We start from the raw sequence: 19063 nt of genomic DNA, 5'->3' as shown, positions 1-19063 counted from the left end.
CATGATCGATTGGGACGCAGAGGTTATTGGACCGCTGATGGATGTTTTCGGCGAACCGGTGACCTATATGCCTGCAGCGGGAGGCTCTTTCTCGGTCGATGGCGTATTCGACGATGCATACCTCAAGGAAGTGATGTTCGAGGATGCATCGACGGGTGTGACCGAGGTCAGTGCGGTGCTCGGCGTGCGCATGTCCCAGTTCCCGTCGCCGCCGGCGCAGAACGATCGCCTTACCGTACCGCGCACGGGCGCGACGTACATCGTCAAGCAGCCTCGAGTCGACTCACATGGCGGCGCCAAGCTGCTGCTCACGAGATCCTCCTGACATGACGACATCGGCCGAACTCCGTGGCCTCTTCGTTGACGCGCTCAAGGGCGCGACTGACGCAGGGCAAGCGGTTTATTCACCGTTCGACTGGCCGACGGCGGCCGATAGCTATCCGTTGATCCTCGTGCGCGCGCCTCACGAGCGTAAGGAGTCCATGGGCCGAAACGTGCCTCAGTTCAACACGACGGCATCGATCGTAATCATCGCTCGCACGAAAGCGATTGCGCAGGTCGGCGACGCCGGTTCTGCGGAGGCTCTTGCGGCGGCCGAACGTCTGAAGGCGCAGATCGAGTCGGTGCTGATCAACAACCCTGCGATCTGGGCATGCGGCACGACCGGGCAGCAACGCATACAGCAGTTCTCGTCTGTCGAGTCCGATCTGTCGACAAGTTCGGAAGGCGAAATGCCGATGGCGGAATTGAACATGACCATCGACGTCGAGTTCTTTCAGGACGCGGACGACTTCTTCCCGATTCCCGTCGTGCCGCTACAAGGCGTCGACCTCACGGTGCAGGAGCCCGACGGCACGACGGAGCCGGGGCTCACCCTCAACTTTTCATAGGAGCGACGCATGGTCGTCCAACCTGTTCCGGGCGGGCCGAACGTGCTCGATCCGATCACGAAGAAATTCATCCCGCCCGAGGGCATCACGGTGGATGACTTCGACATGTACTGGCATCGCCGTCTGCGCGACGGTGATGTGCGAATCGTGCAACCCGAAGTGAAGAAGGCATCCAGCAAAGGGGCTGATCAATGACGATCTCGTTTCCGAATATTCCGTCGAATCTCCGCGTGCCGCTGTTTTACGCGGACATCGACCCGCGCAACGCGAATACGGGTCAGCAGACGCAACGCGCGCTGATCATCGGGCAGATCACTTCGGGCGGCACCGGCACGCCGGGCGTCGCGCAGATCAGCCAGGGTGCCGCAGACGCGAAAGCTGTTGGCGGCGCGGGCTCGATGCTCGCGCTGATGACCGCGGCATATCGCAACCGCGATTCGTTCGGTGAGGTCTGGTATCTGCCGCTCGCGGACGATGGCGCCGCGGTCGCGGCGGCGGGTTCGCTGAACTTCACTGCTGCCGCGACGGCGGCGGGTACGCTCTCGCTTTACATTGCCGGCCAGCTGCTCTCGATGGCTGTTTCTCCGTCGCAGTCGGCCGCTCAACTGGCGACGGCGCTCGCCGCGGCGGTTACCGCAGCGCCGGATCTGCCGGTGACGGCCGCCGTCGACGGCACGACCACGTCGAAAGTCAACTTCACGGCGAAGAACAAGGGCGCTGCTGGCAACGACATCGATCTGCGACTGAACTATCAGGGCGCGGCCGGTGGCGAGTCGTTGCCGACTGGCCTCGCAGCGACGATCGTCGCGATGACGGGCGGCACGACGAATCCGGTGCTGACGACGGCGCTCGCCGGTCTCGGCGACAAGACGTTCGACTTCATCGCGCTCCCGTACAACGATGCCACGTCGCTCAATGCGATAAAGGCGTTCCTCAGCACCCAGACGGGCCGCTGGAGCTGGTCGCAGCAACTCTACGGCGGTGCGTACGGCGCCTTCCGCGGCACGCTCGCGGCGTGTCAGACGTTCGGTGCGACCCGGAACGATGAGCATGTGTCGATCATGGGCTTCAACGATTCGCCGACGCCGAACTGGATCTGGGCTGCTATCTATGCGGCGGCCGCCGCGGTGTCGACGCGCGCCGATCCGGCGCAGCCGATGCAGACGGTCACGCTCGACGGCGTGCTTGCGCCGCCGCAGCAATCGCGATTCGCGCTGACGGACCGCAATACGCTGCTGTTCACGGGTATCAGCACGTTCGATGTCGCAGACGACGGCACGGTGTCGATCGAAAATGCGATCACGACCTACCAGCTGAACAGCTTCGGTCAGCCCGACGACAGCTACCTCGAGGTCGAGACGCTGAACACGCTCGCTTTCGTGCTGCGTCAACTGAAGTCGGTGATCACGACCAAGTACGCGCGCGTCAAGCTCGCGGCGAACGGCACGCGGCTGACGGCGGGCAACAATGTCGTCACGCCGAACACGATCCGCGCCGATCTGATCGCGCAGTATCAGGCGATGGAAGAGGCCGGCTTCGTGCAGGGTAGTTCGGTCTTCGCGCAGGGGCTCGTCGTCGAGCAGAACGCACAGAACCCGAACCGCGTCGACGTGCTGTATCCGGCGATCCTGATCGACCAGCTGCGGATCTTCGCGCTGCTGATGCAGTTCTCGAACATCGTTCCGGCAGCCGCCTAAGCGATTTCATCCATCAACGAGCGAGGCCGCCTTCGGGCGGCTTTCGTTTTTCTGGAGATAGAAGATGGCTCAAGGTCTTCTCGCTGGCACCGCATCCGTGACGATCGACGGCACGACGTATCTGGTCTCGGCGAATTTCAAGTACAGCCCCGGCACGGTGACGCGCGAGACGCTTACCGGCATGGACGGCGTGCATGGCTACAAGGAAAAGCCGCGCGCGCCTCGCATCTCGATGCAACTGCGCGACTGGGGCGGCCTTGTCGTGCAGGACATCAACAACATGACGAACGTCACCGTCGTCGGCTCGCTGGCGAACGGAAAAACGATCATCGGCCGGAACATGTGGTCGGTCGAGGATCAGGAAGTGGATTCCGAGGATGCAGTGTTTGACCTGAACCTCGAGGGTCCGCAGGTTACTGAAACGACTTCGAACTGATCATGAGCGATACCGAAAACAAACCGCATCCCGAGACTCTCGCGCTGAAGCTGCGCAAGCCCATCCAGATCAAGGGCGATACCGAGTCGTACGCCGTGCTCGAACTGCGCGAACCGACCGTCGACGAGCTCGACCGTTGCGTGAAGGCCGGTGAAACCGCCTATGCGACGAATGCCGCGCTGATCTCGTTTGTCACCGGCGTGCCGGTGCAGGCGATCCGAAACCTCGGCAAGCGTGATTACGAGGAGGCGGTCGAGTACCTGCAGGGTTTTACGACGGATGGCCCGACAACTGGCGAAGCCTAGTCGCCGAGGTCACGAAGTTCTATCACTGGGGGCCTGAAGATGCGTGGCGCCTCAGCATGAGCCGCTTTCGCTTCTGGCATTCTGAAGCGGAGCGCATGAAAGCTAACGGGGCGATTTAAATGGCGGCAGCAGGCTTCCAGCTAACGATCAGCGCTGTCGATAAGGCGACGGCGGTCGCGAAGCGGGTCAATGACTCCATCGCGAAGATCACGAAGCCGGTCAACGACGTCAAGTCGTCTGTCGCTGCTTTCAACAAGGAAACGGGCCTCGACCAGCTCGGCAAGCGCTTCGAATCCGTCGGCAAGTCGGCCGCCGGCGTGGCGCGCAGCGTCGCGTCGATCGCGCCGCCGCTTTCGGCGATCATCGGCGTCGGCAGCATCGCCGGCATGGCCGCATTCGCCACGAGTTGGGGCAAGGTCGCGACCGAGATCGCGAACACCTCGAGCGTGATCGGTGTTTCGACGACGGATCTGCAGCGATACCGCGGTGCCGCCCGCGTTGCGGGGCTGTCTGCTGACGCCATGACGAGCAGCATGCAATCGCTCGGCGCCGCATTTGAGGACGCGTCCGCTGGTCGCAATACGTTCGCGGCTGGCGTGCTGTCGGATAAAGGTATTGGCATCCATCGCCTGAAGGATGGGACGGTAGATGTCGTGCGCGGCCTGAATGATGTTGCAGCCGCCGCGAAGAAAATTACGAACGCACAGGCGCAGCGCGCGTTCCTCGATATTTTCGGGCTGGGCGGTCTGCAGGCGATGATTCGCCGCGGCACAATCGGCCAGTTCGTTGCGCAGTTCGATAAGCTCCACGCGACTATGTCGCCTGAGCAGATCGCGCAGGGCGAGAAATTCAACCAGTCAATGATCGCGCTCGATGCATCGGTCGACAAGCTGAAGAATTCGATCGGTTCGGCGCTCGCGCCGGCTGTCGGTCGCGCGGTTGACGAGTTCGCGCGCCTTGCGGACCAGTACGGCCCGAAGATCGCGAACTGGATCGATCATATCGATTGGGATAAGACGGCGAAGTCGATCGCAGACGTCGGTACGGCGCTCGGCGGCGTCAAGGGCGTCGCGCTGGCTCTTGCGGCAGTCACATTCGCATCGCCGATTGCAGGGCTCGTGAGCATTGCTTCGAAACTCGCGGTCATCGGCGGTTTTGCAGCGAATCCGGTGATTGCCGCGCTCGCTGGCGGATATTTCGCCGAGACTTCGCGGCAGCGAGCACTCGACAAAGCGATTCCGGCTGGTGCAAACCACGATCAGGCGGTCGCTGAAGCGCAAGCGGGCGGCGTTGTCACGCCTCAGACCGGCGCGTCGCCGGGCGGCTTCGGCAAGCTGGGTGACGCCGTTCGGAACATGTTCACGCCGTCGGGCTCGAAAGTGCCGCGCGGCATCCGGAACAACAACCCGGGCAACATCCGCTATGGTGACTTCGCGCGCCGTATGGGCGCGACCGGTCGCGACGATGGCGGCTTTGCTGTCTTCCCGAACATGGCTGCCGGCCAGAACGCAGCGCGGCAGCTGCTGAACAGCTATGTCGCGTCTGGTTTTGACACGCCGAGCAAGATAATCAACCGGTGGGCTCCGTCGAGCGAAAACGATACGGGCAGCTATATCGCCCAGGTTTCGAAAGACCTTGGTGTTTCGCCGGATCAGAAGCTCAATTCGACGCAACTGGATTTGCTCTCGCAGGCAATCTTCCGACGCGAGAACGGTGCGTCGGCGATGGCGTCGCTTTACGCGAAGAACAATTCAGCTGCATCCGATACGGCTTCTTCAGCAGGCTCGGCGGTCGGGCCGGGAACGGCGGCGCAAAACGCGACGCCGGCAAATCTGAAGGGTCATCTCGAGGTGACGATTCACATGCCGAATGCACCACAGGGAACACGCGCGAGCGTGCACTCGAAGGGTGACATCCTCGCAACCGGTCAGATCGGACATTCAATGCTTTTGGGGCCCAACGTATGAGTTCAGCCGATGCAGTCGTCGTAGCAGGCAGCATCGGCGGCGTTGCGACCTCTGCTGAATCGCTCGCGAACGGTGCGTCGGCGATCGTCAATGGCGTATCGAACCTGCTATCGGGCAACTGGCAGAACCTCGTGCGCACGGCGTCATATGGCGGCGTGCCGTTCGCCGTCGAGGCAGCTCGCACGACGGGCGGACGTCGCAATGCGATCCACGACTACCCATTCCGCAATGAGGTGTGGGTCGAAGACCTTGGGAAGATGCCTCGCCAGTTCAGTCTGGCCGGCTTTCTGATCGAGGATAGCCTTATCTACGGCGGTGGAAGCGTCATCGATCAGCGCAACCGCTTGCTTCAAGTCTGCGAAACCGCTGGCCCTCAGACTCTGGTGCATCCGACATTCGGAACCATCGAAAACGTAAATTGCATCGGACAACCAGAGTTCATTGAACGGAAGGATCTGGGCCGAGTAGTAGAGGTGAACTTCACGTTCATCATCAGCGGCGCACGGATTTTTCCGAACACCAGCACGTCGACGACGAGTCTGGTGTCGAGCGCGGCGGCCGGGCTGCTGTCGGGTTCGGTTGTCGATTTTGTGAAAAACACAGCGGCGGCAATCAGCAAAGGCGCGGCGATTGCGCGCTCGGCTGTGTCGGCCGCCGTCGGGTTCTATCAGCTTGGCGTGGTCGCGGTGCACGACGTGAACCGGTTCCTCGGTGCCGTGTCGACGCTGTCGGGAAACTTCGGAAGGCTGTTCGGCGGCGGCAACGATGGGTATCAGGGCTCGAATCAGAAAGCGCCGGCGGGGACCACTGTCGCGATGCTGATGGCGAACGACACTGTCGTGCGTCAGGCGGTCACGGACACCGGCACGGCGATGCAAACAGCGGCAGCCGCTGTGAGCGATCCGACAGCGTTCTGCGCAGCGTCACAGGCATTTGTTCAGGCAGTCGCGGCAAGCGCATCTGACCCGGCTGACGCGATCCGCATGCTGATGAGCATGGTCACGTACGCGCCGACTGGCAACACGTCGAATTCGCAAATCGGCGTGGCAATCGCGACGATGCAGACGCAGTGCGGCAACGTATTTCGTCGCACGGTGCTCGCGTCCCTCGCGCAGGCGTGCGCGACATATCAACCGGCATCGCAGCAGGATGCACAGACGCTATCCGCACAGGTGGCCGATGCGATCGATGCGGAAATCGAGATTGCCGGCGACGCTGGCGACGATGCCAGTTATACGGCAATGCGCACGCTGCGGCAGGCGGTAATAACCGATCTTCAGTCGCGCAGCGCGGGTCTGGCTGCGGTGACGACGTTCAATTTCCCGACGTCACTGCCGGCGCTGACGCTCGCGAATCGCATCTACCATGATGCGACGCGATCGGATGGGCTCGTGCAGCAGGCGGATGTTGTGCATCCGGCCTTCATGCCCACGTCGTTCCAGGCCCTTGCGAGCTAAACGCTATTTCTTGATCTTGTCGGCCGGCACGTACCAGTAGGTCGTGACGGCCGGCTTGCCTTCCTCGAGCGCGAATGTCGAGCTCACGTAGGCGATTTTTCTCGTTTTGCCCGCGACGGTCACGTTGTCGATGCGGACGATTTTGTCGTAACCGCGGTTGTCGGGTTCGGTTGGCATGCATTGGCCGCCATCGGCGAGCCCCGAGAAGATTTTGTCCGGAATTGGCTTTTTCGATTCCTTTAGCGCCGCGAAGTCGGCTGTTACGAACTCATCGAAGCACGCCATCACGTCATTTTCCGTCACGTGATAGCGCGCGGGCTCCTGCGCGAAAGAGATAGCGGGAGCTAGAAGAAATGCAAAAAGAATTGAACGCATAAGGTCCCCGAAACGTATGGATGATGATCTCTACCTCAGCATCGGAAATCAGATCGTCTCAGGCTGGACTGACGTACGGGTTTCAAGAGGGGTCGAGCGCTGTCCGAGCGACTTCGAGCTGGGGTTGACGGAACTATATCCTGGGCAATTGAAAACGGTCGTTGTGCAGCCTGGAGATGAATGCCAGCTGATGATCGGGCAGGATCTCGTTCTGACTGGGTATGTCGATCGGTATGTTCCATCTATGGACGGACATTCGCATTCGATCCGCGTCGCGGGTCGAGGCAAATGTCAGGATCTTGTCGACTGCGCCGCACTCTGGCCGAATGGTCAAATAAGCGGGACATCAGCGCTCGATGTCGCTTCGAAGCTGGCTGAACAGTATGGCATCACTGTTTCGTGCGATGTCGCTGGCTTGCCGTCAATTCCGCAGTTCAACCTTTTTCTCGGCGAGTCGAGCTACGAGATCATCGAGCGGATCAGCCGATACAGCTCGTTGCTCGTCTATGACACGCCAGACGGAAATCTGAAGCTCGCGCAGGCGAGTGATGTGCAGGCGGCTAGTGGATTCGAGCAGGGCGTGAATGTCCAGGCAGCTCAGGCCTCGTATTCGGCTGATCAGCGTTTCTCTCTTTACAAGGCATACACCCAGTCCGTTCAAACCTTCTCTGACTTTGGCTATGTGGGCGGCCTGATCAGCGAGGTGCCCGACGTCGGCGTGAAGCGGCAACGCGTGCGCATGATCATCGCGGAGGCTGTTCAAGGGTTCCCCGATCTGACGAAGCGGCGTGCCGAGTGGGAGATGAACAGGCGTGCGGGCCGGGCTGCGGTCATGACGCTCACGACCGATTCATGGCGCGACTCGGCTGGAACGCTATGGACGCCGAACACGCTGGTTCCTATCCTGCTGCCGCAATTGAAGGTTGCGGACGACTCAGGAACGGGGCCTGTTGTGTGGATGATCGGCGACGTGACCTACCAGCGAAACGACCAGACTGGCACGACGGCGACGATCACGGCGATGCGCAAAGAGGCGTATCTGCCTGAGCCGACAGCGCTGCAACCTTTCTTTGTCGACGGCAGCAGAGGGTCTCAATGAGCGATCACGTGAGCGGAGCTCTGAGTCGAATCGCTCGGTTCCTCTCGGTAGTCGTTGGCCGCGGGCGCATCACGACGACGAATGACGGCGGGAATGTCCAGATGGTGCAGGGTCTGATCAATGGGCTTGAGACTGTCGATAACCTGCCGCGGCTCGCGGAATTTGGCTTTTCCAGCGTGCTTCCGACGGATGGATCGCCTGACTTCGTCATGGTCAATCTCGGGAGTGGCCGCAACAACGCGGCCGTCATTGCGACGGGACATCAGCAAAGCCGACCTAAGAACCTGAAGCCTGGCGAAGTGATGGTCTACAGCCAGGACGGGAAGTCTGTCTATCTGACTGCGAGTGGCGGAATCGTCGTCGAAGCGAAGGGTCAGCCTGTCACGGTCAATGACGCATCGAATGTCACGGTGAATTGCAGCGGTGTTTTCAAGGTTGTGGCGCCCGGTGGCGTCGAGTTTGATACGCCGCTCGTGAAATCGAGTGGCGACATCCAGGACAACTTCAATACCAACAGCCGAACCATGGCTGGCATGCGGACGATTTACAACGGCCATAAGCACCCTGTCGAAAATGTGCAGGGCGGTAGCAGCACGATCGTATCCGACGTTCCGAATCAGACCGAATGACAACCGATATTCGAATCACGTGGGATGCCGCGCATTCCCGAGGCGACTGGTCGATCTCGCCTCCCGATCTGACGACCGGCAACGACCTCGAGACAGCAATTCTCGTGAGCCTGTTCACCGATCGCATGGCGGCGCCGGATGACGTCATTCCGGACGGCTCGAACGATCCACGCGGGTGGTGGGGCGACGATGGCGAGGCGACGCAGATCGGCAGCCGGCTATGGCTGCTCCAGCGAGCGAAGCAAACGACCGAAACGCTGCAGCGTACCTACGACTACATCGCCGAGGCCCTGAAGTGGCTTATTGATGACGGTGTCGTCGCGCGCTTCGACATCACGGTTCAGTGGGTGCGCGAGTCGTTTCTAGGCGCGCAGATCGTTGCATATCAGCAGGACGGGGCGAATGTCGCGTCTGCCTTCACGTGGGCTTGGCAGGGGATTCAGTAATGCCTTTTTCTCGACCGTCGCTAACGGACCTCAAATCACAGGTAGCGGCCGACGTCCAGGCGAATCTGCAGGGCGTGACCGCGTTGCTGCGCTATGCCGTCGTGCGCGTCGTCACGATCGTGCAGGCCGGGCTCGCGCATCTCCATTACGGATATATCGATTGGATCTCGAAGCAGGCTGTACCGTGGACCGCAACCGATGAATATGCGGCAGGGTGGGGCGCACTGAAGGGCGTCTATCTGAAGGCCGCGACTGAGGCGTCGGGCGCCGCGGCGTTCATCGGCACGACCGGTACTCCGCTCCCGGCCGGCACGACGATAGTGCGCGGTGATGGGCGCACGTATGTGACGCTCGCCGATACGGTTGTTGATGGGTCGGGCAATGTCACCGTTCAGGCGCAGGACACCACGCCGGGCGCAGCGGGGAACTGCGACCAGGGCACTCAGCTATCGCTCGGCACGGCGATTCCTGGCATTCAGTCGACCGGCAGCGCTTCAACTGCGTTCACTGGCGGTGCTGACGTTGAAAATGCGGAAGACTTTAACGCGCGCATTATCGATGCTTTCCAGAATCCACCACAGGGCGGCGACAAGACCGACTATGTGACGTGGGCGCTCGCGGTCGCGGGCGTCACGCGCGCATGGTGCCGGCCGAATGGGTTCGGTGCTGGGACAGTTGTCGTGTACACGATGTTCGACGATGCAGAATCGGCGCACGGCGGCTTTCCGCAGGGCACGAACGGCGTTTCGCAATTCGACCAAGGTCCCGATGGGTTGCCGCGCGACACGGTAGCGACCGGCGATCAGCTCGCGGTCGCAGACGCCATTATCTCTACGCAGCCAGTGACCGCACTCGTCTATTCGTGCGCGCCTTCCCAGAACGTTGTGCCTTTCACGATCACGGGCCTATCGACCGCCAGCTCGGCAACGAAGGCAGCGCTTGAGGCAGCGATCGACGACGTCTTTCTGCGCACCGGGGATCCGACCGGCGCAACGGTGGCGCTCAGCGACATCGAATCCTCGATTGCTGCTATAGCCGGCACCGAGGGCTTTGTGATCACGTCTCCGACGGGGAACATCACCAGCGCAATCGGGTTCCTGCCGGTGCGCGGAACCATGACCTATCCATGAGGTGAACTTGGCCGCTCCGACTCTTCTGTCGGCGGACTTCCTTCGGGCATTTCAGGCGTTACTGCCACGCGGCCGGGTGTGGCCGCGCGATCAGGATGCCGTGGTGACGAAGACGTTCGCCGGCTTGGCGCCGTCGTACGAACGCAATGCAGCGCGCGCTGTGTATCTGCTGCAGGATGCTTTCCCCGGATCGACATTCGAACTGCTTCCCGAATGGGAGGCAACGCTCGGCTTACCTGATCCATGCGCAGGCGAAGCGCCGACAATCCAGCAACGCCGGCAACAGGTTGTCTCGCGACTTACTGCGACAGGAGGCCAGTCGGTCGCGTATTTCACCGCGGTCGCGGCAGCGCTCGGCTACGACATCACGATCACGCAATACGTGCCGTCTCGCTTCGGGCGTCGGTTTGGCCTTCCGTTCGGCGGTCAGGATTGGGCGTTCGCGTGGCAAGTCAATGCGCCGACGTTCACCGTCAGCCGGCTTCAGTTCGGCGGCGCATTCGGCTCGCCGTTCGCATCGTGGGGCAACAACGTTCTCCAGTGCGAGCTGAATACCTACTCGCCCGCTCACACGATTCTGCTTTTCCAATTTTCAGATTGAGGACCCATTCATGGATCGATTGATCGCGCCTAATACAGTAGATGCGGCGCATGCAGACACAGCGCCGGCGAGCGGTACGCCTGGTTACGCGACGGACGGGAATCCGGCTACGGGCGTGCCGGCTACGCTTTGGCCGTCGTATCAGTACAACGCGATTCAGGAGGAATTGATCGCGTTGATCGCTGCCGGTGGCCTGACGCCGAGTAAGGGAACGCTCACGCAGGTTCGTGATGCGATCCGTGCGCTGCTGAATCAATCGTCGCCAGCCGTTGGGGCAGTCCGCAATCTGAAGGCATCGCTGATCGCGGCAGGAACCAGCATCGCATTCACGGCCGATGAGGTCGGTGTCAAATCGGCTCTCGGCGGTGTTGCTACGATCCTGCCCAGTTTCAGTGAGACTGTCACGACTACGGGCAGCGGTATTGGCGGCGTAGTCGGGACGGCTCTTGTCGCAAGCAAATGGGCAGGCATCTATGCGGCGTGGGGACCTACTGTCGGCGCCGGCATCTTCTGCACTGGCGGTACGGCGCTCTTTCCAGAGGTCTACGGTGGAACGTTGCCGTCTGGCTATACCGAATCAGCGTTGATCTCGGTATGGCCGCTTGATACGAACGCGCATTTCGCTATTGCAAGCCAATTTGATAGGTCTATCGGATTTCCATCGACAGCTGCACTGAACAACGGGACCGTAACGTCCATTACCGCGCTCTCCGTGGCTAGCATCCTTCCCCTGAATGCAAAGTCAACATCTGGGTCTATTACATATGGAAATTCCGCCTCGTCGACGAGTGGTGGCGTTTTCGTATATGAAAATGCGGGTTCGTCCGGGACTCAAGCAATAAGCGCCAGCGTGGCCGTTGGAAACAGCTCATATGGCTCGACGTTTAACAGATTGAAAATCACGCTGGCTCAATCGATCTACTACGCGACAGTCACGAATGGCGGCACGCCATCCTTCGCGATTGGCATCAACGGATACGAATTCTAGTCATGGAAATAAACGTGCAATTCAGCGATAGCAGCAGCTCTGCGATCATCGGTTACTTTTGCGATCCGCAAGATCCAAAGGCTTTCCCAAACCAAGGTACTGTCTCAGCTGGTGATCCGCGGTGGAAGGCATTTTACGATGGGCTTATGCCGGATTTTCAAAGTGGATTGCCCGCCCCGACGGCAGACTGACGCTCTCGTTGCATACCTGAAGTAGAGCGGCAGTTCAGGCTATCCACTTCAGCCGGCATTATTGAAGTGTCTTCGCGATCTCCGCCACTATGGGCGCTTCCATCTGCGCTTTTGCAGCGTACAGAGCATCGCCCGGATGAAGGCAGTCTGTGAGCATAGACTGCCAGTTCGGCATTGCTTCGATAGCGCTGTATTCGTTCACAATCGGTACATTCTGTGCCGACGCGACGCCTTGCAGCGCTTGAACATATGCCCCCAAGACGTTCGCGCGAACTGGCACGCAGGTAGGGTTCGGCTCGAATATCACGACCTTCTTGCCCATTGTCGTTGCTATCTGGACGAGCTGAGTCACGGCATTTGCGAAGTCTGATGGTGATTCAGCAGGGAATCCCGTGGTCGGAACTTGGCTGTAGTAAGCGTCGTTCAGGCCGAAATTCAACGTCACGATCGCAGCCTTTGACATTGCCATCTGATTCGCCCAGGTGGGATGGACACCGTCGGTACCGTTTAAGAGTTGAGACGCTTCGGTTCCACCTACTCCCTGGTTAGAAACGGTCACGCTCGGCCCAAGTTGGGCTTGCAGAAGTCTTTGAAGAACGGCTGGCTCGGAGTTTTGTGTATTAACGTAGACACCATCAATCAATTCGTTTCCGGCAGTCGTCGAATCGCCGTACGTTTCGATCAGCACGGATTTAGGCACGGGCGGTGCGGCGCCAGCCGAAGAAATATCCGCCCCCCCGCCTCCGCCACCACACCCACTGCAAGCCACGATAATCGCCCCCAGAAAAGACGCGACGATGCCACGGTATGCCATTCTCATAGCCTTGTTATTGTTCAAGGCGAACATGATACGCGCATGCATGATCGCCCTCATTTTTGGCTAACCAGCGGTTTGATAACGGGAAGCAGAGTCGTGGCTTCAAACTGTGATCTTTGCGCAAGCACGTAGTCGTCCGGGTAAATTCCTTGTGTGTAGTGTGAGCAGAGATTCGGAATCGATAGCAGCGCGTTGTACTGCATCACAATCGGAACGCCATATTGCTGCGCGATGCCGTCCATGACGCTTACGTAGTTCGCCAGATTGGGATGCTGATCATCGCAGACAGGGCCAGGCTCTTCAAGAACGGGCGTTTTCCCAGCTGCGCGCACGTCCTGAATGAACGCCACCAGCGCATCCGCGTAGGGCGCAAGCGACTGGCCCAAATCATCTTCGACGCCGTGCCCGTCCAGCACGATTTGCGCTTTCGACGTCAGCATGCGCTGCGCGAACGGCGGTCCACCGCCATCGACGCCGGCGATCATGTTCGCGACGGTTGATGCGGTGCCGCCTTCGGCCAAGTTGTCGATGGTGATCGCGTCGTCGCTCAATTCATCGCGCAATGCTGCCTGCGTATCGGCAGGCTCACTCTGTGGGTTAAACGAAAATGTCGGCGCCGAGAGGCCGGATAATGCATCATCGCCGTGAACCTCGATCAGGACCGGAACTGCAGGCGGCGTAGTGGGCTGCGTCTCGGGTTGTGATGCCGCTTCCGGCGCGGACGCTTGAGCGGGTTCCGATGACGCTGCAGGCGACGAACTTGCGACAGGAGCCGAGGCAGAGGTCGGCGCTGATGCGCCCGATGCCGGCGCTACGAAAGAATTGAGATGCGGCGGGTTGTTAGAGCCGCCGCACGCGGAAAGGGCAGCGCTACAGACCAGCGCGGTTGCTACGACCGCTGACCGCCATCCGGCACGGCGCGCACGCGCGCCCCGAACGTTTCCATGCACTGAAGCACCCGTTCGAATTCCTCGGGCGTCAAGCACATGCGAGCTGCGCCCAGGAAAGCCATATGCGGGCTCATTTCGCGCGGGGAATTGCCACCAGTGTATTTGCGCCATTGATGGTCGCCGCCCAGCCAGAACAGTTCGGCCATGTCCTTGCCAGTCGCGTTGCGGCGGGTTTTTAGATCGTTTAGATCCCGCGTCGTCGGTGCTTCGAATTCGATGGGCATAGGCGGCGGCGCGCGGAGCGCGCACACGAAATGTGAGCAACATGGCTGATCGTCCTTTCGGGTTGTCGGGCTGCGCGGTGCGCTACCTCTGGGTGTTACATTAGACCCATTGGGTCTAAACGTCAAGCGTTAGACGAATGCGAAAGTAACAAGCTTGTGACTTTCGACGGATCGCGGCCCGCTAGTGCCTGTCTCATTTGGCACGGATTCTGCTTTAACGGGGAACGATTGACTTCTGCCTGTGTGACCACATCTCGTTGGTGCGTCGCTCCGCAGACCGTATGTTTGTAGAGACGTAACTTCGTTGACAAATACGAAAAGCATTGCTATTCGGAAACAACTAGCTCAAGTTTTCTGTGTAGAATGCCGTCAACAGCTGTAACACCAACCCGTACGGAGAACCCATATGATCATCCACAAAGGAAAGACTGGGACCATCCACGGAATCGAAGTAAAAGCCCGCAACCGGACGCAAGAACCGAAGGTAAATATTACGACGAACTCCGCTGATGGTCGCAAAGCCATACTGAAGGCCGCGCAGAGTGTGTACGAGCGTCACCACGACGTCATCCAGGCTCTCGCCAAGCGGTGAATCTCAGTGCGGATCTAGTCGTGGTAATCCACGACTTCATTCTGGACCGCGAGCCTGGCGTTAAGGGCATGAACAAGGGCGCTCTCGAGGGCGCCCTTGGTCGTATTGAGAACCGGCGAGCATACGAAAACCTATCTGATGTTTTCGAGATTGCGGGCATGTATGCCGAGGCAATCGCACGGGGACATGCGTTTTCGGATGCCAACAAGCGCACGGGACTAATGTCTGCGCTTACCTACCTGGTGCTGGAGGGCTTCCTCCTGCAGAGAACGCAAGCACTGGAAGACATCATGGTCGATGTCGCAGAAGGCAAATTGAACTATCTAGATCTGGCTAACATCTTCTCGAGCTTGGCCGAGCCATTCGATATTCCTGAATTAAAAAACGGCGCGGATTCCTAACGAATTCAGCGACCGCAATAAGCCGATGAGCCGCCTACTTGGGCGGCTTTTTTACGTCGATACCAACAGGCCGCCTAGAGCGGCTTTCTTCGTTTACGGGGCAACCTTGACGACACAAGCCGAAATGCAATCAGACATTGCAGAGAACGAGCAACGTATCGCTGTCCACGAGGCTGTTTGCGCTGAGAGATACAAAGGGATTCAGGATTCCCTGAGCCGCGGCGAGACGCGAATGAACCGCACGGACAAGAAGCTCCAGCGGATCGAATACGCCGTGTATTTCCTCCTGCTTGCGGTGATCGGCGGCCGCGACATCGCAATCAAAGTCTTCGAGTTATTCGCGCGATGAACCTCACACCATCAATCATCGCGGCCGCGTGCGGCGCGACGCCTGCCCGAGCGGAGCAAATGCTCCAGCCGCTCGAAGTGACATGCGACCGCTTCTCGATCAGTACGCCTCTTCGCGTAGCCGCGTTCCTCGCGCAAGTAGGCCACGAGTCGAGCGGTCTCAAGGCAATGGCCGAGTCGTTCAATTACAGCGTGGCAGCACTGCCGCAGAAGTTTCGCAAGATGACGCCGGCACTCGCATCGATCCTCGGCAGGCAGCCGGGCGAAACGATGGTGCCGATCGCGCGGCAACAGAAGATCGCCAACATCGCCTATGCGAATCAGTACGGCAATGGGGATAGCAGCTCGGGCGATGGCTGGGCATATCGCGGCTCGGGCCTCATTCAACTCACGTTCCGCGGCAACTTCGAAGCGTGCAGCGATGACCTGAATCTCGATCTGATCACGAACCCGGATCGCGCGCGCACTGACGACACGATAGCCGCGCTCGTGTCGGGGTGGTTCTGGGCGAAGAACGGATGCAACACGCTCGCTGATGCGGGCTCATTCGATTCGATCACGAGGCGCATCAACAAGGCGATGGCAGGAAAGACGCAGCGCGATGCGCTATATGCGGCCGCACGTCAAGCGCTGTCGATATGACGGACCGCGCAAAAAATACCCGCCTGTAGGAAGGCGGGTAAAAAAGGGGGATCTACATATCCGCTCGAATGGCTCGAGCGGAGGTAAATCTAGCACTGAAAATTGCGCTTTTCAAGAACCAGCAAGCTCGGCCACGCGCCGGGCTTTTTTCGTTTACGGCCATGAGCGTTCAACAAGTCCACGAACAGAAAGAAACCATCGAGGTCGACGTGCTGCTTCCCGGTCACGATCCGCGCACGACGACATCGCTATTCCGGCGCACGCGCGCCCAGCTGCTCGAGCGCGAAGGCGGCCGTTGCTTCGTGTCGAACATGACGGCCGAAGAACTGGGCGAGCCGCTCGAGGCACACCACCACCCGATCGAGCGCTGCTACGCGGAAATCATCGATTGGCCGAAGTTCGCCGCCGATTGCAGGCGCGGTCTGTGGGGCCCGCACGCGGCCGCGTTCGACTGGCTGTCATTTCTCGCTGCGAAGCCGTTCGACCCGTATCGCTTCGTCGACGACATGACCGTCAACGGCGTGCTGCTCGGCAAGCAGTTCCACACCGCGAAAGACGCCGGTATTCACATGCTGCCGTACCCGATCTGGATCGCGCAGAAGTACGCGCGCGAGGGTTACCAGTTCTCTCCCAATGAAGTCATTCATCACGACCCGGAGCATCTATGAACCAGACTTCCCCTTTGAACACGGCGACCGCAGTCGGCGCCGGCGCAGTCGTAACTCCCGTCGTCGCATACGTGGCAAGCCTGTTTCACGTCGTACTGCCGCTCGACGTGCAGAGCGCGATCGTCGTGCTGATCGTGGCCGGCGCACACAAGCTGACCCAGATGCGTGCCGCGAAGCAACCGGCCGCGCCGCAGGCGTGATCGGCGCTGCGCTGCTGACGCTGGTCACGCATCTTCAAGTGCTGCCAGCGATCGACAGGCAGTACGACATCCAACCCGGCGTGATCGTCTATGCCGAAATCCCTCCGTCCACTCGCTTGAGCCTTTCTGTCGTGAAGGGCAATAACGGCGTGCAGGCAAAAGCCAGCGTCCGCTGGCGCTTCTAAACCTCTCCCGGAAATCATCACCATGAAACGTACGCTACTTCAAGTGGCGGGCGCGATCCTGCTCGTCGCCTGCTTTTCTGCATGCAAGTCGCTGCCCACGCTGCAACAGCAATTCACGACCGCATGCCCGATCGTCACAGCAGACCTCGAGACGCTTTCGACGTCGCCGATGATCGGATCGGCTGACCAGGAGGCGTTCGCCAAGGCTGCGGCCGCGAACAAGGCAATTTGCGCATCGGGCGGCCAGATCAACGTGACGAGCCTGAAGGCATTCCACGATAGCCTGTTGCCCGCTGCCGTCGCGATCGTAAATGGCAATCCGCTGATTCCGAACCAGACGGCCATCCTGCTCGTACTGAACACGTTCGGGCCGATCGTTCAGCAGTTGGTCGATCAACTCATCACGGCCACGACCGCGCCTGCTTCGGCACCCGCATCCGACGCTGCGCCGGCGGTTGCTCCCGATCCAGCCTCGGGCACGGCGGCGTGATGCGGCTCGACTGGCGATCGATCACGCTGGCCGCCAAGCGCGCGAATGCCGCCTACCTCGATAAGGACGACCAGTCGAAGAGGGCATACGAGGCGATCGGCGACGTGTGGCTAGGCCAGTACGAGACGGCAACCAATCAGGCTGTCGTCTCGCGCAGCGAGAAGGGCTACCACCTCAGCATCAGCGGAACTCGAGCGTCGCAATTGCGACTGCTCGACGTCTTCGCGGACGTGTCGCTTGATCCCGTCGGCGTGATGGGTGGCGCAGTCACCGAAGGCGTCCTGACGGGCATGGATGAGGTCTGGTCGTGGGCAAAGTCGCTTGCGCCGGCCGATGCGGCATGGAACGTCTCGGGCCATTCGCTCGGTGCGAGCCGCACGCACCTGACGCCGCTGTTCGTCGCCGTCGATCAGATCGGCGAACTGCACTCATTCGAGGCACCGAAGTTCTGCGACGCGCAGTTCTATCAATCGCACGCCGCGGCACTCGCCAACATGGTTTGCGTCCTACATGGGCGCGACACGTGGGCGGCGTGGCCGTGGCTCGACGCGCGCTGGCAATCGCGACCGCTTCAGGATCATGTGTGGCTCAAGAGCGTCAGGTTCTCTGTGATCCCGGCTGCGCAGTGGCCTGGCGCGGGCAGCATGGGCGATCACGACATGGATGATGTCGAGGCGTGCTGCGCGAAGATCGAAGCGACTGAATCGGTCACGTCCGCGGTTTAACAGCCTATCGACTGTATTTTGGTTTTACAGTCTTTAGGCTGTATCTTCAACCTCGTCGCCGAATTTGCTCGCCACATAGGCGCGCATTGCGGCGATAAGGGGTTTTGAGCCTTTCTGCTCGAACGCGCCGACGATGCTACCGTCATCCCATCCGTGAACGCCACCAATGGCGGCGAACCACACGTCTTTGGGCAGCCCATATTCTCCGTCGTATTTCCACAGGATGATTTTTTCGCGCTCGATGATCGGGCCAGCATACGCTGAGCGTCAATCCTTCTTACCGCATGATTTTCCGCTGAACCGGAATCCCACCCTGCGACCCCAGCCGCTCCTTTTCGTTGCCAATGCAATCTACGACCTTCTCAACGAACGGTCGGGCCTTGTCTGCATCTTTGTCCCATAGTGCGTACAGAGCATCATGAGCCGCTGCATGGCAGATTCTATGCACCTCGCGCGCGCGATGCACCTCGAGGATCAGGCGCCGTACGTCGACGTTTCTGTGCTCGCGCCACAGCTCGCGAAGCTCCCGGTCCATCACGATGGGGAAGTCGTCGGGCGTCATTTTGACCGTCCTGATATACTGTATGGGCATACAGTATATCGTCGTCGA

The 19063-nt window shown here is 60.1% G+C and carries 29 protein-coding genes; 23 read left to right on the top strand and 6 right to left on the bottom strand.

Annotation, left to right across the window (positions count from 1 at the left end; translation table 11 throughout):
* Position 1 precedes the first annotated feature (1 nt).
* The 8 genes from ACYPXD_RS22200 (at position 2) to ACYPXD_RS22165 (ending at position 6752) form a co-directional block, all read left to right on the top strand.
* Entirely contained in the window at positions 2–325 is a 324-nt protein-coding gene (locus ACYPXD_RS22200; protein ID WP_459715995.1) for a head-tail joining protein, read from the top strand.
* A gap of 1 nt (position 326) precedes the next feature.
* A complete protein-coding gene (locus ACYPXD_RS22195; RefSeq protein WP_459715993.1) occupies positions 327–890 on the top strand; it encodes an ABC transporter permease in 564 nt (187 codons plus the stop codon).
* Between the two features lie 9 nt (positions 891–899).
* Positions 900–1085, top strand: coding sequence for a DUF2635 domain-containing protein (locus ACYPXD_RS22190; protein ID WP_459715991.1), 186 nt, complete (start codon positions 900–902; stop codon positions 1083–1085).
* Positions 1082–2587, top strand: a complete 1506-nt coding sequence (locus ACYPXD_RS22185; protein ID WP_459715989.1) for a phage tail sheath subtilisin-like domain-containing protein — start codon at positions 1082–1084, stop codon at positions 2585–2587. Before ACYPXD_RS22190 ends, ACYPXD_RS22185 begins: the two co-directional genes overlap by 4 nt.
* A 64-nt stretch (positions 2588–2651) precedes the next feature.
* A complete protein-coding gene (locus ACYPXD_RS22180) occupies positions 2652–3023 on the top strand; it encodes a phage tail tube protein (protein ID WP_459715984.1) in 372 nt (123 codons plus the stop codon).
* Positions 3024–3025: 2 nt separating this feature from the next.
* The gene (locus ACYPXD_RS22175; protein ID WP_459715979.1) at positions 3026–3328 is read left to right on the top strand and encodes a phage tail assembly protein; all 303 of its coding nucleotides are present in this window, start codon (positions 3026–3028) and stop codon (positions 3326–3328) included.
* 119 nt (positions 3329–3447) lie between these two features.
* The gene (locus ACYPXD_RS22170) at positions 3448–5295 is read left to right on the top strand and encodes a hypothetical protein (RefSeq protein ID WP_459715977.1); all 1848 of its coding nucleotides are present in this window, start codon (positions 3448–3450) and stop codon (positions 5293–5295) included.
* Positions 5292–6752 carry a DNA circularization protein gene (locus tag ACYPXD_RS22165; protein WP_459715975.1) on the top strand — a complete coding sequence of 487 codons (1461 nt, stop codon included), beginning with the start codon at positions 5292–5294 and terminating at the stop codon, positions 6750–6752. The genes ACYPXD_RS22170 and ACYPXD_RS22165 overlap by 4 nt, the downstream gene beginning before the upstream one ends.
* Before the next feature lie 3 nt (positions 6753–6755).
* Here ACYPXD_RS22165 and ACYPXD_RS22160 read toward each other — a convergent pair whose 3' ends face one another.
* Complete coding sequence (locus tag ACYPXD_RS22160; protein ID WP_459715972.1) at positions 6756–7037, bottom strand: hypothetical protein; 282 nt, start codon at positions 7035–7037, stop codon at positions 6756–6758.
* A gap of 106 nt (positions 7038–7143) precedes the next feature.
* Here ACYPXD_RS22160 and ACYPXD_RS22155 point away from each other — a divergent pair, with 106 nt between their 5' ends.
* From ACYPXD_RS22155 to ACYPXD_RS22130, 6 genes are read left to right on the top strand one after another with little or no spacing between them, the layout of a single operon-like run.
* The gene (locus tag ACYPXD_RS22155; RefSeq protein ID WP_459715970.1) at positions 7144–8226 is read left to right on the top strand and encodes a phage baseplate assembly protein; all 1083 of its coding nucleotides are present in this window, start codon (positions 7144–7146) and stop codon (positions 8224–8226) included.
* Positions 8223–8855, top strand: a complete 633-nt coding sequence (locus ACYPXD_RS22150; RefSeq protein WP_459715967.1) for a phage baseplate assembly protein domain-containing protein — start codon at positions 8223–8225, stop codon at positions 8853–8855. Before ACYPXD_RS22155 ends, ACYPXD_RS22150 begins: the two co-directional genes overlap by 4 nt.
* Positions 8852–9301 carry a phage GP46 family protein gene (locus tag ACYPXD_RS22145; protein ID WP_459715965.1) on the top strand — a complete coding sequence of 150 codons (450 nt, stop codon included), beginning with the start codon at positions 8852–8854 and terminating at the stop codon, positions 9299–9301. The genes ACYPXD_RS22150 and ACYPXD_RS22145 overlap by 4 nt, the downstream gene beginning before the upstream one ends.
* Entirely contained in the window at positions 9301–10431 is a 1131-nt protein-coding gene (locus tag ACYPXD_RS22140) for a baseplate J/gp47 family protein (RefSeq protein WP_459715962.1), read from the top strand. The genes ACYPXD_RS22145 and ACYPXD_RS22140 overlap by 1 nt, the downstream gene beginning before the upstream one ends.
* A 1-nt stretch (position 10432) precedes the next feature.
* Positions 10433–11032, top strand: coding sequence for a YmfQ family protein (locus ACYPXD_RS22135; protein ID WP_459715960.1), 600 nt, complete (start codon positions 10433–10435; stop codon positions 11030–11032).
* A gap of 10 nt (positions 11033–11042) precedes the next feature.
* On the top strand, positions 11043–12020 hold the full coding sequence (locus tag ACYPXD_RS22130; protein WP_459715957.1) for a hypothetical protein: 978 nt from the start codon (positions 11043–11045) through the stop codon (positions 12018–12020).
* Between the two features lie 249 nt (positions 12021–12269).
* Here the strand turns inward: ACYPXD_RS22130 and ACYPXD_RS22125 are convergent, their stop codons facing one another.
* The 3 genes from ACYPXD_RS22125 to ACYPXD_RS22115 form a co-directional block, all read right to left on the bottom strand.
* Positions 12270–13073, bottom strand: coding sequence for an SGNH/GDSL hydrolase family protein (locus ACYPXD_RS22125; protein WP_459715955.1), 804 nt, complete (start codon positions 13071–13073; stop codon positions 12270–12272).
* Between the two features lie 8 nt (positions 13074–13081).
* Positions 13082–13591, bottom strand: coding sequence for a GDSL-type esterase/lipase family protein (locus ACYPXD_RS22120; RefSeq protein ID WP_459715952.1), 510 nt, complete (start codon positions 13589–13591; stop codon positions 13082–13084).
* A gap of 326 nt (positions 13592–13917) precedes the next feature.
* Positions 13918–14202 carry an XRE family transcriptional regulator gene (locus ACYPXD_RS22115; RefSeq protein ID WP_459715949.1) on the bottom strand — a complete coding sequence of 95 codons (285 nt, stop codon included), beginning with the start codon at positions 14200–14202 and terminating at the stop codon, positions 13918–13920.
* A gap of 406 nt (positions 14203–14608) precedes the next feature.
* On the opposite strand from ACYPXD_RS22115, the gene ACYPXD_RS22110 reads away from it, so the two are divergent.
* The 9 genes from ACYPXD_RS22110 (at position 14609) to ACYPXD_RS22070 (ending at position 18453) form a co-directional block, all read left to right on the top strand.
* Positions 14609–14794, top strand: a complete 186-nt coding sequence (locus ACYPXD_RS22110) for a hypothetical protein (protein WP_459715946.1) — start codon at positions 14609–14611, stop codon at positions 14792–14794.
* Positions 14791–15195 (top strand): type II toxin-antitoxin system death-on-curing family toxin, encoded by a 405-nt coding sequence (locus ACYPXD_RS22105; protein ID WP_459715944.1) that lies wholly within the window; start codon positions 14791–14793, stop codon positions 15193–15195. Before ACYPXD_RS22110 ends, ACYPXD_RS22105 begins: the two co-directional genes overlap by 4 nt.
* A 25-nt stretch (positions 15196–15220) precedes the next feature.
* Positions 15221–15544: a hypothetical protein gene (locus tag ACYPXD_RS22100; protein WP_459715942.1), complete on the top strand. Its 324-nt coding sequence runs from the start codon at positions 15221–15223 to the stop codon at positions 15542–15544.
* Positions 15545–15603: 59 nt separating this feature from the next.
* Positions 15604–16185 (top strand): glycoside hydrolase family 19 protein, encoded by a 582-nt coding sequence (locus ACYPXD_RS22095; RefSeq protein ID WP_459715939.1) that lies wholly within the window; start codon positions 15604–15606, stop codon positions 16183–16185.
* Positions 16186–16346: 161 nt separating this feature from the next.
* Positions 16347–16853, top strand: a complete 507-nt coding sequence (locus ACYPXD_RS22090; RefSeq protein ID WP_459715936.1) for a hypothetical protein — start codon at positions 16347–16349, stop codon at positions 16851–16853.
* On the top strand, positions 16850–17053 hold the full coding sequence (locus tag ACYPXD_RS22085; RefSeq protein WP_459715934.1) for a hypothetical protein: 204 nt from the start codon (positions 16850–16852) through the stop codon (positions 17051–17053). Before ACYPXD_RS22090 ends, ACYPXD_RS22085 begins: the two co-directional genes overlap by 4 nt.
* A complete protein-coding gene (locus ACYPXD_RS22080; protein ID WP_459715932.1) occupies positions 17050–17238 on the top strand; it encodes a hypothetical protein in 189 nt (62 codons plus the stop codon). The genes ACYPXD_RS22085 and ACYPXD_RS22080 overlap by 4 nt, the downstream gene beginning before the upstream one ends.
* Before the next feature lie 22 nt (positions 17239–17260).
* Positions 17261–17728, top strand: coding sequence for a hypothetical protein (locus tag ACYPXD_RS22075; protein ID WP_459715930.1), 468 nt, complete (start codon positions 17261–17263; stop codon positions 17726–17728).
* The gene (locus ACYPXD_RS22070; protein ID WP_459715928.1) at positions 17728–18453 is read left to right on the top strand and encodes a hypothetical protein; all 726 of its coding nucleotides are present in this window, start codon (positions 17728–17730) and stop codon (positions 18451–18453) included. Before ACYPXD_RS22075 ends, ACYPXD_RS22070 begins: the two co-directional genes overlap by 1 nt.
* A gap of 33 nt (positions 18454–18486) precedes the next feature.
* Here the strand turns inward: ACYPXD_RS22070 and ACYPXD_RS22065 are convergent, their stop codons facing one another.
* Together ACYPXD_RS22065 and ACYPXD_RS22060 are read right to left on the bottom strand one after the other, a co-directional pair.
* Complete coding sequence (locus ACYPXD_RS22065) at positions 18487–18699, bottom strand: phage protein NinX family protein (RefSeq protein ID WP_459716719.1); 213 nt, start codon at positions 18697–18699, stop codon at positions 18487–18489.
* Between the two features lie 31 nt (positions 18700–18730).
* Positions 18731–19015 (bottom strand): hypothetical protein, encoded by a 285-nt coding sequence (locus ACYPXD_RS22060; RefSeq protein ID WP_459715926.1) that lies wholly within the window; start codon positions 19013–19015, stop codon positions 18731–18733.
* Between the last annotated feature and the right edge of the window lie 48 nt (positions 19016–19063).

This window comes from Paraburkholderia sp. 2C (assembly GCF_054589215.1).
This window is presented reverse-complemented; position numbering and strand designations above follow the sequence as displayed.